12 protein-coding genes are annotated in these 13,998 nt (G+C 69.5%); 5 read left to right on the forward strand and 7 right to left on the reverse strand.

Features of this window, described 5'->3' with window-relative positions; genetic code table 11:
- Positions 1–3: 3 nt before the first annotated feature.
- The 4 genes from ACI6GS_RS11505 to ACI6GS_RS11520 all read right to left on the reverse strand — a co-directional run bounded on the left by ACI6GS_RS11505 (position 4) and on the right by ACI6GS_RS11520 (position 5,313).
- Complete coding sequence (locus tag ACI6GS_RS11505; RefSeq protein WP_439813585.1) at positions 4–1,269, reverse strand: aspartate aminotransferase family protein; 1,266 nt, start codon at positions 1,267–1,269, stop codon at positions 4–6.
- 82 nt (positions 1,270–1,351) lie between these two features.
- A complete protein-coding gene (locus tag ACI6GS_RS11510; protein ID WP_439813586.1) occupies positions 1,352–2,785 on the reverse strand; it encodes an aldehyde dehydrogenase family protein in 1,434 nt (477 codons plus the stop codon).
- 208 nt (positions 2,786–2,993) lie between these two features.
- A complete protein-coding gene (locus ACI6GS_RS11515; protein WP_439813587.1) occupies positions 2,994–4,217 on the reverse strand; it encodes an acyl-CoA dehydrogenase family protein in 1,224 nt (407 codons plus the stop codon).
- 1 nt (position 4,218) lies between these two features.
- Complete coding sequence (locus ACI6GS_RS11520; protein ID WP_439813588.1) at positions 4,219–5,313, reverse strand: acyl-CoA dehydrogenase family protein; 1,095 nt, start codon at positions 5,311–5,313, stop codon at positions 4,219–4,221.
- Positions 5,314–5,403: 90 nt separating this feature from the next.
- Between ACI6GS_RS11520 and ACI6GS_RS11525 the strand changes: the two genes are divergently transcribed.
- The 5 genes from ACI6GS_RS11525 (at position 5,404) to ACI6GS_RS11545 (ending at position 10,449) form a co-directional block, all read left to right on the forward strand.
- Positions 5,404–6,006, forward strand: coding sequence for a TetR/AcrR family transcriptional regulator (locus tag ACI6GS_RS11525; RefSeq protein WP_439813589.1), 603 nt, complete (start codon positions 5,404–5,406; stop codon positions 6,004–6,006).
- Between the two features lie 66 nt (positions 6,007–6,072).
- Positions 6,073–6,900, forward strand: a complete 828-nt coding sequence (locus ACI6GS_RS11530; protein WP_439813590.1) for a metal-dependent hydrolase — start codon at positions 6,073–6,075, stop codon at positions 6,898–6,900.
- Between the two features lie 222 nt (positions 6,901–7,122).
- Positions 7,123–7,566, forward strand: a complete 444-nt coding sequence (locus ACI6GS_RS11535; RefSeq protein ID WP_439813591.1) for a hypothetical protein — start codon at positions 7,123–7,125, stop codon at positions 7,564–7,566.
- Between the two features lie 158 nt (positions 7,567–7,724).
- Positions 7,725–9,056, forward strand: coding sequence for a sensor histidine kinase (locus ACI6GS_RS11540; protein WP_439813592.1), 1,332 nt, complete (start codon positions 7,725–7,727; stop codon positions 9,054–9,056).
- Positions 9,057–9,060: 4 nt separating this feature from the next.
- Entirely contained in the window at positions 9,061–10,449 is a 1,389-nt protein-coding gene (locus ACI6GS_RS11545) for a sigma-54-dependent transcriptional regulator (RefSeq protein ID WP_439813593.1), read from the forward strand.
- A gap of 198 nt (positions 10,450–10,647) precedes the next feature.
- On the opposite strand, the gene ACI6GS_RS11550 is transcribed toward ACI6GS_RS11545, so the two are convergent.
- From ACI6GS_RS11550 to boxB, 3 genes are all read right to left on the reverse strand, one after another.
- Entirely contained in the window at positions 10,648–11,352 is a 705-nt protein-coding gene (locus ACI6GS_RS11550; RefSeq protein ID WP_439813594.1) for a DUF899 domain-containing protein, read from the reverse strand.
- 115 nt (positions 11,353–11,467) lie between these two features.
- Positions 11,468–12,577, reverse strand: coding sequence for an FAD-dependent oxidoreductase (locus ACI6GS_RS11555; RefSeq protein ID WP_439813595.1), 1,110 nt, complete (start codon positions 12,575–12,577; stop codon positions 11,468–11,470).
- A complete protein-coding gene (gene boxB / locus ACI6GS_RS11560) occupies positions 12,574–13,998 on the reverse strand; it encodes a benzoyl-CoA 2,3-epoxidase subunit BoxB (RefSeq protein WP_439813596.1) in 1,425 nt (474 codons plus the stop codon). The genes ACI6GS_RS11555 and boxB overlap by 4 nt, the downstream gene beginning before the upstream one ends.

A 13,998-nucleotide genomic window follows, 5' to 3' on the forward strand; every position in this document is an offset into this window, starting at 1 on the left:
GCGCTACGCGAGCAGCGCGCGGGTCGCTGCGGCGACGGCCTGGTCGACCACGGCCAGGTCGTCTTCGGTCAGGGCGATGCTGGGATAGACCTTGCCCGGCGCCTTGAGCACGCCATGGGCATGCAGCACGCGGTTGAAGGTTGCGGCCCTGGCAGCATCGGCCGTCAGCGTGTCGCGGTAGTCGCGCACGTCGCGGGACGTGAAGACCACGTCGAACAGGCTGGGATGGCCGACCAGCCGATGCGGGATGCCGGCGCCGTCCAGGTGCCGGGCATAGATCGCCATCAGGGCCGTCCCGTTCGCCATCAGCCGGTCATAGCTGCCGGGACGGCGCAAAATCTCCATCGTCTTGAGGCCCGCGACCGCTGCGACCGGATTGCCCGACAGGGTGCCCAGCATCATCAGCCAGCGCTCCGCCCCCACCAGGTCCTTGTCGAAATGGGCCATGATCGCCGCCTTGCCCGCGACGGCGGAGAGGGGGAAGCCGCCGCCGATGATCTTGCCCAGGGTGCAGAGGTCGGGCGTCACGCCATAGGCTTCCTGCGCGCCGCCATAGGCCAGGCGGAAGCCGGTCACCACCTCGTCGAAGATCAGCACGATGCCATGGCGGTCGCACAGGGCCCGCACCGCCTCCAGGAAGCCCTCCTGCGGCGGGATGAGGCGCTGCAGGGGCTCGACAATGATCGCAGCAATCTCCGGCCCGTGTTCGGCGAGCAGGCTTTCGAGGAACGCGACGTCGTTGAAGGGAGCCACCAGCATGGCATTGCGCACGCCCTCCGGGATGCCGGCACTGTCGGGGACGGCTTCGGGGAAGTTGACGAAGCGGGTCGGCGCCAGGCTCATCTGCGCCTCGGCCGACATGCCGTGATAGCCGCCCTCGAACTTCAGGATCTTCTCGCGGCCCGTGAAGGCGCGGGCCAGGCGCATGGCGTACATGTCGGCCTCGCCCCCCGTGCACAGGAAGCGGACCTGCTCGGCGCAGGGGACGGCGCGGGCGATCTCCTCGGCCAGTTCGATCGCGGGCGCGTTGTTGGTGAAGAAGGTCAGGCCCCGCGGCACCTGCTCGGCCACCGCCTCCAGCACCTCGGGATGGCCGTGGCCCAGCAGCATGGGGCCGGAGCCGATGAGCAGGTCCACGAACTGGCGCCCATCCTCATCCCAGACACGCGCGCCGCGGCCCTCCTTCAGGAAGACGGCCGCGTCGAAATTGCCGAAGCCGCCGGCCGGCAGCACCGCCCGCGCACGCTCCGCCCAGGCCGCATTGCTCATCGTTCCGTGTCCCCTGGTCTAACCCGGGGAAAGACTGCCATCCCGCAGGGGCCGGCGTCATTTCGCAAATGCGAAACAACCCTTAGAGCTTGATCGTCACGCACTTGAGCTGCGTGTAGTGGTGCAGCGCCTCGATCCCCTTTTCCCGGCCATAGCCGCTCATCTTGAAGCCGCCGAGCGGGGTTTCGACGCCGCCCGCCTGGTACTCGTTGACATAGACTTGGCCGGCTTCCAGCGCTGCGGCGACGCGGTGGGCGCGCGACAGGTTCTGGGTCCAGATGCCGGCGGCCAGGCCATAGTCGGTGTCGTTGGCAATCGCGATCGCCTCTGCCTCGTCGGCAAAGGGGATCACGGAGAGGACGGGGCCGAAAACCTCCTCCCGCGCGATGCGCATGTCGTTGGTGACGCCGTCATAGACCGTCGGCTGCACGAACCAGCCGCCCCCACAGGCCTCGGGGTCCAGGACGGTACCGCCCACGACCGGCTCCAGCCCTTCGGCCCGGGCGGCGTCGAACCAGGCTTTCACCCGCTCGTACTGCGCCTGCGTGGTCAGGGGGCCGACCATGGCGTCGTCCGCTGGACCGACCTTCACCGCGGCAAGGGCCTGCTTCAGGCCGTCCACCACGGTCTGGTGGATGGACTGCTCGACCAGCAGGCGCGAGCCGGCTAGGCAGACCTGGCCCGCATTGACGACGAAGGCCCGCACCGCACCGGGGATCGCCTGGCCCAGGTCGGCATCGGCAAAGATGATGTTGGGCGACTTGCCACCCAGTTCCAGGGTCAGGGGGATGATGCGCTCTGCCGCGATGCGGCCGATCTCGCGGCCGGCGCGCACGCTACCGGTGAAGGCGACCTTGCGCACCAGGGGGTGGGAGACGACGGCCGTGCCGCAGTCCGGCCCGGTGCCCAGCACGACGTTGAGCACGCCCGCCGGCAGGCCGCAGGCGACCGCGATCCGGGCCAGCGCCACGCTGGTGCCGGAGGTGAATTCCGACGGCTTCAGCACGACGGTATTGCCGGCCGCCAGGGCAGGGGCCACGGCGCGCGCCGCCTGGTTGAGTGGCGCGTTCCAGGGAGTGATGACGCCGACCACGCCGAACGGTTCGCGCGACGTGTAGGAATGGTAGCCGGCGCCCAGGTCGATCTTCTCCCCCTGGTACAGGTTCACCAGGCCGGCATAGAACTCGAAGTACTGGGCGGCGCCTTCGATCTCCAGCGGGGCCTGCCAGGCGGGCTTGCCGGTGTCGCGGCGCTCAAGTGCCGAGAGGCTGGCGCTCTCGGCCCGCAGGGCTTGCGCGATGGCATTAAGGATGCGGCCGCGCTCGATCGGGCGCCGTGCGCGCCAGGCGGGCAGGGCCGCTGCTGCCGACCGGACCGCGGCGTCGACATCCGCCGCAGTCCCGCCTGCAACGCGTGCCGAGACCTTGCCGGTGCGCGGGTCAAAGGCATCGACATAGGCCTTCGACTGCGGGGCGGTCGCGGCACCGTCGATGTAGTGGTCCAGAATGTCCGTCATGGCCGCCTCCTCCGTTTCGCCATTGGTGCGACGGCTGGGCGGATGCGGCAATGCCCGGAGCATGAGCGTGCGCGAACATTACATATGCGATGGGATGCCCTACCCCGGTTTCTCAATGCCCCGAAGGGGCCTCGAAGGACGGGCAGCCGTCCTTCGAGACGGCGGCGGTGCCGCCTCCTCAGGATGAGGTGGTAGGAGTGGAGCGTTCCTAGCCGCCGATCTTCACCTGGCGGAAGGGGATGTCGCGGTCGACTTCCGGCTCCTTGGGCAGGCCCAGCACGCGCTCGCCGATGATGTTGCGCTGGATCTGGTCCGTGCCGCCGCCGATCGACGTGAAATAGGCGTTTAGCGACAGGAAGTTGGCATCCTCGGCCCGGGGGTGGTCCGGGCCTTCCAGCAGGCTGGCGGCACCCAGGATCGCGGTGCGCAGGCGGGCCTCCTCGTGCAGGATGCGGCTCATCGCCAGCTTGCCCAGGCTCATGATCGGGGACGACGTGCCTTGCCCCAGGTCCGCCTTGGCGCGGGCATTGTTGAGCGCGTTGAGGCGCTTGTAGGCGATGGCCTTGGCCAGGTCCTGGCGCAGGGTGGGATCGGCCAGCGCGCCCGTCTCCCGCGCCAGCGCGATCAACGGCTCCTCGTCCCGCGACTCGGCGGCACCGCTGCGGGGACCGCGGGCGCCGTCGCCCATCACCGAGCGTTCATAGGCCAGCGCCGTCTGCAGCACGCCCCAGCCGTCGCCCGGCTGCCGCAGCAGGTTCTCGGCCGGCACGATGGCGTCGGTCAGGAAGACCTCGTTGAAGTGCGCCTCGTCGGTGATCTGGCGTAAGGGCCGCACCTCAACCCCCTTCTGCTTCATGGGGCAGAACAGGAAGCTGATGCCGCGATGCTTCGGGACATCCCAGTCGGTGCGGGCGATCAGCATGCCGTAGTCGGCCTGGGCCGCCCCGCTGGTCCAGACCTTCTGCCCGTTGACGACGTAATGGTCGCCCTTCAGCTCGGCCCGCGTGCGGATGCCGGCCAGGTCGGAGCCCGCACCCGGCTCGGAATAGAGCAGGCACATCGCGACTTCGCCGCGCAGCAGCGGCAGGACCAGCTTCTTCTTCAGCGCCTCGGTCCCGCCGGCCAGCAGGGTATTGGCCCACAGGTTGCTGCGGTCCTGGCCCGTGCCGGGTGCGCCGGCCTTGCGGAATTCCTTCTCCACCAGGCGGGCCTGGCGGTCGGACAGGCCGCGGCCCATCCACTCTTCCGGCCAGCGCAGGACGGCGAAGCGGGCCTCCACCACCTTGGCCAGCCAGGCGGGGTCGGGGGCGACATGGCCCATGTGGCTGGTCGTGCCGTACTTCTTTGGGTCCCAGTTGGCCTTCAGGAAGGCCTGCGCCTCGGCGACCAGCGCCTCGTCGGTCACGGTCTTTGCCGTGTTGGTCTGGGGCATTTCAGCCTCCCAACTGTTGGATGAAGCGCTCGCGGTGATAGGCGGGCGTGCCGAAGAGCTGGGCATCGGCCCGGGCGCGGCGCAAATAGAGGTGGGCGGGGTGCGCCCAGGTGAAGGCGATGCCGCCGTGCATCTGGATGCTGTCGGCCGTCGTCTTGCTGAAGGCGTCGGCACAGGCAAAGGCGGCCAGGCTGATCGCGGCATCGGCGTCGGGTGCGGCGTCCGCCAGGCGCGCCGCGGCGTGGCGCGCGGCAGAGACGGCACTTTCCGCCTCCAGCAGCAGGTCGGATGCCATGTGCTTGATCGCCTGGAACGAGCCGATGGCGCGGCCGAACTGGAAACGCGCCTTGGCATAGTCGACGGTGAAGTCGAGCACGCGCTTGGACCCGCCCGCCTGTTCCCCGGCCAGGGCCACCAGGGTCAGCTTCAGCGCCTGGGCCAGCGCCTGCGCCGCGTCGCCCGCCAGCCGCGTCGCGGGGCTTGCGTCGAAGGTGATGCGGGCCAGACGCAGCGTGTGGTCGAACGTGGGCAGGGCGGCGATGGCAACGCCTGCGGCCCTGGGGTCGACCTCGAACACGGCAAGGCCGTTGCCGTCGCGGGCCAGGACCAGCAGGACGTGGGCGTTCTGGCCGTGGATGACGTAGCTGGCATGACCGCTCAACCGGTCGCCCGCCGCCTCGACGGCGACGCTGTCCGCAGCCCATGTTCCGGCATCGCCCGTCAGCGCGGCGGCGGCGATCGTGGTGCCGGCCGCCATGCCGGGCAGAAGGCGGGTATTGGCCGCCTCGTCGCCGAGTGCGCGCAGCAGTTCGGCGCTGAGCACGCTTGAGCCCAGCAGCGGGCTGCACAGCAGGGCGGCCCCCACCGCTTCCATCACCGCCTCAAGCTCGACCGGTCCGGCGCCGAAGCCGCCATGCGCCTCGTCGATGACCAGGCCCGTAATGCCCATCTCGGCCAACTGCGCCCATAGGGCGGGGTCGTAGCCGGCGGTCGTTTCCATCGTCTTGCGGACCGCCTCCTCGCTGCTGCGATCCGCGAGCAGGCGGCCGACCGCGTCGGTCAGGACGCTGCGTTCCTCTGCCGAAAGTTGGCCCACGCCGGCCCTCCCCTTGATTATCGGACGAATTTCGTCTGAAAATAGCGCATGGCGTCGTCTCCCACAAGTCCGCCTCCCACAGGTCTGGGCTTGCGCGGCCGGCCCCGCGATCCGGGGCTGGAGGACCGGGTGCTGGACGCCGCCATCGCCCTGTACGCCGAGGGTGGGTGGGCGGCCTTTACCTATGAGGCACTGGCCCGGCGGTCGGGGGTGGGGAAGGCCGCCCTCTATGGTCGCTGGCCGCAGCGCGCCACCCTGCTGCGCCGCACGTTCGAGGCGCGCTGGCTGGCGCCCGACCGGATCGATACGGGCACCTTGCGCGGTGACCTGGTCGCCCTGGCGCGGCAGGTCTCGGCCGTGCTGACCGGGCCGCACGCGGGGGTGATGCACTGGCGCCTGATCGACGCCCTGCTGTTCCCGGAAGTGCGCGACGCCACCGCTCCCTATGCCGAGGCCGCGGTGGCGCAGGGCCGCGCCATCGTACGCCGCGCCATTGCCCGGGGAGAGGTGGTCGAGCACGTCAATCCCGGCCTGCTGATGGACCTGGTGGTGGGCGGCGTCACCAACCACGTGGGCACCACGCCGCTTCGCCTGCGCGAGGCGATGCTGGACAAGATGGAAGCGTTCACGAGCGACCTGGTCGACACCGTGCTGCGCGGCGTGGCGCAGGGCGCGCCAACAGAACAGCGTTGACATCGGCCGGGATCAGTGCCATATGACAATCTGTCAGTTCCGACGGATTGCCAAGGCTGGTTTCCCATGACGTTGAACGCAACCCCCGCCGACCTGGTCTTTCGCCCCCGCAACGAGCATTTCGACCTGGAAGCGGTGCTCGCCTCCGACTGGGCGGGCGAGCCGGTCGAGACGGCGTTCTGGAACGCGCTGTCGTCCCTGTTCCCGGTGGGCGAGACGTTCTTCGTCGACTCCGTGAAGCACTTCGCGCCGCAGATCACGGACGAGAAGCTGCGCCGCGAGATCCGCTCGTTCATCGGGCAGGAGACGGTGCATTCGCGCGAGCACCAGACCTATAACGAAACACTGTGCCGGGCGCGCGGCGTCGATCTCGCCGAACTCGAGCAGAAGATGCACGAGAACAATGCCTGGGCGGCCGAGAATGTGCCGCCCATCGGCCACCTGGCGATCACGGTTGCGTACGAGCACTTCACCGCGATCCTGGCCGACGTGATCCTGCGCGATCCGCGCTGGACCGCCAACATGCCGCCGGAGATGCGCCGCCTGTGGACCTGGCACGCGATCGAGGAGACGGAGCACAAGGCCGTCGCCTATGACGTGTTCCTGGCCGTGGGGGGCGAGCGCAAGCACCTGCGGAAGGCGCTGCTCTATGTCTCCAAGGAGTTCGCGGCGCATGTGCTGCGCAACGGGCAGATCCTGCTGCGCAATTCGGGCGTGTCGAAGCCGCGCGCGATCCTGGGCCTGTCCCGCATCGTCGCGCGCCTGCTGTGGGCGACGCGGCGCGAGTTCCTGGATTTCTTCCGCCGCGACTTCCATCCCTGGCGCCACGACAACCGCGCCCTGCTGGCGCGGGCATTGGCGACCTATGGCGAGCCGCACGCCGTGGCTGCCTGAACAGGCCCCGACGCTCGGGTTGGGGGATCTGCCCCACGACTGGGGTGGGGCAGATCCCCCACCCACCCGGACCGGGCTACGCCTGGTAACGCCCCCTGGTCGCCGGAACATCCTTCAAGTTATTGATTTCGTGGGGATCTATCCTCCTCGCCTGAGTTGGCACGGCTTGTGCTGATACAGGGTCAGTCGCAGATGGCGATGAAACGAGAGATGGAGAGACCCATGGCAAAGACCCTGATCCTGTCGGCTGCCCTGTTCGCCCTGGCCGCCCCGCTGGGCCTGGCGGTTGAGGCGCATGCCGCCCCCCTGATGGCCGTCCCGCGGACCGCGTCTGTGACCGGGACCCCCGATTCCGCCGGCGGCATGATCCTGGCGCGCGAGGCGGAAAGCCGTGGCCGTGGTCGGGGCCGCGACGACCGGGGCCGTGACGACAAGGGCGGCCAGCGCAAGGCCGAGGTTGAAGCTCCGGCCGAGGCGGGCCTGCTGATCCTGGCACGCGAGGCGGAAAGCCGCGGCCGTGGCCGGGGCCGCGACGATCGGGGCCGTGACGACAAGGGCGGGCAGCGCAAGGCCGAGATCCAGGCCCCGGTCGAAGGTGGCCTGCTGATCCTGGCGCGCGAAGGCGGCAGCCAGGGCCGTGGCCGGGGCAAGGACAGCCGCGGCTGAAACGCACGTCCCGGGCCAGCGCCCCGAATCCGGTTATGGTTTCTGGTATAGACGAAGCCGTCCGGCCCACGGCACCGGACGCCAGGTTCGCCGATCCAAGGCAGGCCTGGCGTCCTGGCCTGATGGTCCGACCAGATCCCAGGACACGAGCGGCGGCGATGGCCCGATCGACTTTCAACCTGCGCCTGTGGTTCGGCATCAGTGCGGCGGCCGTGATCATCGTGATGGCCAGCGGCTTTGCCCTGCTGATGTCCCACTTCCTCAGCACCCGCATGCTGGAGCGCGAGGCGGCCATGACCCGCCAGGCGCTGGAAAGCGTGCTGAAGGTCGAGGGCACCACGGCCAGGGCCTTTGCCAACACGATCGAGACCAATCCGGCATTGGCCTCGTTCGTGGCGCATATCGAGGGCATGCCGGACCTGATCCGGGTCAACCTCTATGACCCGCAGCGGCGCATCGTCTGGTCGACGGACCGGCAGCTGATCGGACGCACCTTTGCCGACAATCCGGAGCTGGACGAAGCCCTGGCAGGCGAAGTCCTGACCGAGGTCGGGTCTGCGTCCGATGATGACAAGGAGGAGCACGAGGCGCTGGCCGTGGCGGACGACGCCCTCTTCATCGAAGCCTATATCCCGATGCGCGACACCGCGGTGCAGGGCGTGGTCGAACTCTATGCCGTGCCAACGGCGCTGACCGCCACGATCCGCGATGGGCAACGCATGATCCTGGGCGGCTCGGCCGCGGCGGCGTTTGTCCTGTTCCTGACCCTGTTCGGGATCGTCGACCGGGGGGCGAGGGTGATCCAGGGCCAGCAGGCCGAGCTGTCGCGCATGGAGGCCCTGGCCGCCGTGGGCGAGATGGCGAGTGCGGTCGCCCACAGCCTGCGCAATCCGCTGGCGGGCATCCGCTCCTCCGCCGAGCTTCTGGCGCACGAGGGGGAGGAGCAGCGGGACACGGCCCAGGACATCACGCGGGAGGTCGACCGCATGGACCGCTATGTCCGCGAGCTGCTGGATTATTCCCGCCTGGAAAGTGGGACGGTCCAGCTGGTCGATCCGGCCGAGCTGGTGCGCGACATCCTGCTGCGCCATGTCGAGACGCTGTGCCATGCCGGCATGGCGACAAGCGTGCGCGACGAACGGACGGCCGCTGGAACGGTCGCCGTCGACCCCGTGCTGATGGGCCAGGCGCTGGGCAACATCGTGGTGAATGCGGTCGAGGCGATGGGCACGGACGGCCGCCTGACAGTCACGCTGCGCGATTGGGAGCAGGGGTTCGAGATCGGGTTCGCCGATACCGGGCCCGGCTTCCCGGCCAGCATTCTGGCGCGGGTCAGCGAGCCGTTCCTGACGACCAAGCCGCGCGGCCTGGGCCTGGGCCTGGCCCTGGCCCGCCGCATCGTGGAACGGGCGGGGGGGCACTTCATCGTGGCCAACGGAACGCCCCAGGGTGCCGTGGTCCAGGTCCGCCTGCCGCGTGGGGGCGCCTGAGCCGATGGCCGCTTCGATCCTGATCGTCGAGGACGAGAGCCTGCTGGCGCGCAACCTGGCGCGCTTCCTGGAGCGCCGCGGCCACCAGGCGAGCATCGCGGCAACTTTGGCCGAGGGGCGCACGCTCTATGCCCAGCTGGCGCCCGACCTGGTCCTGACCGACTACAGCCTGCCGGACGGCACGGGGCTGGAGCTGATCGGCGCGATCCGCGAAACCGACCACGCGACCAAGATCGTCATGATCACCGCCCATGGCGGGGTCGGCGTCGCGGTCGACGCGATGAAGCGGGGCTGCGACGACTACCTGACCAAGCCGATGGCGCTGGACGAGGTCGGCCTGCTGGTCGACCGCCTGCTGAGCCGGACCCAGGCCGAGGAGTCGCTGGCCTATTACCGCCGGCGCGAGGAGCGCATGAGCGGGGTCAGCCAGGTCATCGGCACCTCCGCCCCCATGGCCGCGATGAAGCAGCGCATCGCGCAAATCGTGGCGATGCAGGCCCGCCAGGTGGAAGGGCCGCCGCCGCCGGTCCTGATCACTGGCGAGACGGGCACGGGCAAGGAACTGGTCGCCCGCGCCCTGCACTTCGACAGTGCCCGCCGCGCCGGGCCGTTCGTGGAGATCAACTGCGCCGCGCTGCCGGAGCACCTGATCGAGTCCGAACTGTTCGGGCACGAGAAGGGCGCGTTTACCGACGCGCGCGAGCGGCGCATCGGCCTGATCCAGTCGGCCGACGGCGGGACTCTGTTCCTGGACGAGATCGGCGAGATGCCGCTGGCGGTCCAGGCCAAGCTTCTGAAGGTGCTTGAGGACTATCGCCTGCGCCCGCTGGGTGCGGTGCGCGAGCGGACGATCGACGTGCGCTTCGTCGCGGCGACCAATGTCGCGATCGAGGATCGCGCCCATTCCGGTGAGTTCCGCGCCGACCTGTTCTATCGCCTGCGCGGGCTCAGCGTGCCGGTGCCGCCCCTGCGCGAGCGGGGCGACGACATCGCCCTGCTGGCGGAGCACTTCCTGGCCGAGCATCGCCGTCGCTATGGCCGGCCCGGCATCACCATCAGTGCGGAGGCGCTTGCGGCGCTTGCCCGTCATTCCTGGCCCGGCAACGTGCGCGAACTGCGGAACGTGATGGAACAGGCCGCCCTGCTGACCGTGGGCGACACGATCAAGCCGGACGACCTGGCCCTTCGCGAGCCGCCGCCGCTGCAGGCCCGGACGGGCGAGGTGGCGCCGGCCGGTGCCTCGCTCCAGGCGGTCGAACGCGACCTGATCGTGCAGGCGCTGCAGCAGCACCAGGGCAACGTCACCCTGGCTGCCCAGGTCCTGGGCATCTCCCGCGATACGATGCGCTACCGCATGGAGAAGCATCGCCTGCGTCGCGAAAGCTTTGCCTGAGCCGGCGGACGCGGCGCAGCCAGGGGCCAGCGTGGAACAGCGCCATCAGCCCGTACATCACGGGCATCGAGTCGAAGGGGGACGCGGACAGGCAAAGGTCGGGCCCTCCGCCCGCCGCACCCAGCAGCGCCATCAGCGTGAACGTCGGCGCCGCCGCCAGCGCCAGGCGGTCGGGCAAGGCACCCGCCTGCATCGCGCTCAGGTCCCGTACTGGTCGTGGCGCCGCACCCATTCCATGGTGAAGGCGAGGTCATCCTCGTCCCGACCCTTTGGCACAAGGTCCAGGTAGTGATAGGCGCCGTTCATCATGTCGATCCCCCGCGCGAAGGTCGAATAGGTGTGGAACACGGCGCCTGATTCATCGCGGGCAAAGACGCTGATCCCGGGCAGATCGGTCGTGCCCGGGGTCTGCAGGCCGAAATTGTAGAGTGGCGCGCGGGCCGCCACCTGCGCGTCCGTGAACGACGCGCCGACATCGTAGTTGAAGTCGCTTGGCGCCGAGGACGCCCAGGGAAAGGTCCACCCCATGCGGCGGCGATAGGCCTCGATCTCGTCCAGCGGTGCGCGGGAAATCGCGGTGAAGGTGACGTCCCGGTGCGCCAGGTGGACCGGGATGCGGTCGAAATTGTCGGCCCAGAACGAGCAGGACTTGCACCCCTCGGCCCAGCCCGGCCCCAGCATGAAGTGATAGACGATGAGCTGCGACCGGCCGTCGAACAGGCCCGCCAGCATCTTGCGGCCCGTGGGCGTGTCGAAGGCATAGTCCGTCTCGACGCGGACCCAGGGCAGGGCCATGCGCTTGCGCGTCAGCGCATCGCGCGCCCGGGTAAAGGCCTTTTCCTCCTCCAGCAGGTCGATCCTGGCCTTGAGCCAGTCCGCGCGCGTGACAACGGGGTTCTGCATGCCGTCCTCCTGTCCGGGCCAAGTGCCGTGGGACAGAGGTTGGCGCCGGTGTGACCCGCGGCGGGAGTGACAATCCTGGCGGGATTTGCCGGCAGCATTGAACCCAAGGATCCGCTCATCCCTGCGAAAGCGGGGATCCAGGGGCCACACGGACCCGCGCCTGGGGCTCAGGATTCCCGCTTTCGCGGGAATGAGCGGGGAGGGGTTGGCCTGTCCACGGGCTGCATTCCGCCAGGATGCGGGTGGCGAGGGCCTGGGCGTCGGCGCGGTTCTGGGGGATCGTGCCGCTGGGACCGCGGGCGATCCAGCCGATGCACCAGAGGCCGGGAGCTATCCGGCCGCCGTCATTGACGAGGGCCGTGCCGTCGTGGGGCAGGCCGCAGACGCTCTCCGAACGATGGCCGATCGCGGTCACGACGAGGTCCGTGGCCTGGGCTCCGTCGAGGACGACGTTGCGCACGCGGCCGTCGCCCGAGAACGCGCGCGGGGTGGTGCCGAAACGCAGCGCTATGGTCACGGGCGCGCCGGGATTGCGGCCCAGGATCGGCGCCAAGGCTGGGGGGGGCGCGCCGTCGCAGCTGACGTTCGCCCGCTCCAGCCGGGCCAGTTCGGCCAACAGTTCGGGCGACGTCTTCATGGCATCCGGTCCGCCGCGGCCCAGCCAGTCGATCCGGGAGAGGCGCGAGGCCGAGAGGGCCGCCCGCACCGGATCGGCCAGGGGGACGGCGGCCAGTTCGGCAGCCGACTTGGCGAGCAGACGGACTACGTCGAGGCCGACATTGCCGTGGCCGACGACGGTGGCGTGGGTTGCGGTCGAGAGATCGGGGCCGGACCCGTCCACCCCGTTGGCCCAGGCGGCAAAGCGACCTGATGGCACGACGTTGGCCAGATCCTCTCCCGCAATCCCCAGGCGGCGGTCATGGGGCGCGCCGGTCGCCAGGATCACCGCGTCGTGGCTGCGACGCAGGGCGTCCAGGTCGAGCGTGCGGCCCAGTTCGTGCCCGCCATGGAAGCGGGCAGTCCCGCGCTGGAACAGGCGGTCGAAGATGCGCGTGACGGCCTTTGTCCCGACATGATCGGGGGCAACACCACGGCGGATCAGGCCATAGGGTTCGGCTGCGCGATCATAGAGGTCGAGCGCGATGCCGGGCGAGGCCGCGGCCAGCCGCTCCGCCGCATAGCACCCTGCCGGGCCGGCGCCGACGATCGCCACCCGCAGGGTCATGCGGGCCGGACATAGGCGTAGTCGACGGCCATGTTGTTGATGCCGCGCTCTGGCGGGGCGATCCAGGAGGCCATCTTGCCGACCTCGGTCACCGGCTGCATCAGGCTGGTGATGAAGGCGCGGTCGGCATCGGACGGCAGCCAGTGCGGGCTGCGGGCCGCGAACTGTTCCGCCGGGATCAGGTTGCCGGCGGGATCGACGGGCAGATTGGCCCAGGCGCCGATGGTGCGGCGGAAGCGCGTCGAGGGCAGGGTCAGCTCGAAATCGACACCGGCCCGCTTCAGGCTGCGGTTCCAGCGGACGACGCCGATGGCGCAGTCCTTCACATAGGATTCCCGCATCACCTCGTTCATCGCGGTGCGCAGCGCAACCTCCTGCACCGTGACGCCACCCTGGCCATCGGGCCGCTCGACCTGGAAGGTGGCGTCGGCCGCGACATGGTCGGCGTAAGCGCTCTCGTCCGGCCGGCCCTTCAGCCCCGCGGCAAAGCCGGCGGCGGCGTTGGAGGAGACTTCGGAGCCGAACAGGTCGAGGGAGGAGGAGAACCAGAAATTGAGGTAGCGCTGCACCGTGGGCAGGTCGATGGCGCCCGCGGCGCGGATCGCCGCCGGATCCTTGGTCTTCAACTCGTGCATGACCTCGGTCGTGCGCTTGATGATGCGGGCGATGCCGGTATCGCCCACGAACATGTGGTGCGCTTCCTCGGTCAGCATGAAGCGGCAGGTCCGGGCGAGGGGATCGAAGCCGCTTTCGGCCAGCGACTTCAGCTGGAACTTGCCGTCGCGGTCGGTGAAGTAGGTGAACATGAAGAACGAGAGCCAGTCGCTGATCGGCTCGTTGAACGTGCCCAGGATGCGCGGCCGCTCGGCATCGCCCGAATGACGCGCCAGCAGTTCCTCCGCCTCCTCGCGCCCGTCGCGGCCGAAGAAGGCGTGCAGCAGGTAGACCATCGCCCACAGGTGGCGCCCCTCCTCCACGTTCACCTGGAACAGGTTGCGCAGGTCGTAGAGGGAGGGGGCGGTGAGGCCCAGCAGGCGCTGCTGCTCGACCGATGCCGGTTCCGTGTCGCCTTGCGTTACGATCAGGCGACGCAGGGCGTTGCGATGCTCGCCCGGCACGCTCTGCCAGGCGGGCTGGCCATAGAGGTCGCCAAAGCCGATGCGGGGATCGGCCTGCCGCTCCGCCAGGAAGATGCCCCAGCGATAGTCGGGCATGCGGACATGGCCATAGGTGGCCCAGCCCTTGGCATCGACGCTCGTCGCGGTGCGCAGATAGATCTCGGCATCCTGGTACCGCTCCGGTCCCATTTCCTGCCACCAGGTCAGGAAGCGCGGCTGCCAGTGTTCCAGCGCGCGCTGCAGGGCGCGGTCGCTGCCCAGGTCGACATTATTGGGAATGCGCTCGGCGTAGGTCGCGTCCAT

Origin of the sequence: Zavarzinia sp. CC-PAN008 (genome assembly GCF_051903925.1) — a bacterium.
Lineage (GTDB): Bacteria > Pseudomonadota > Alphaproteobacteria > Zavarziniales > Zavarziniaceae.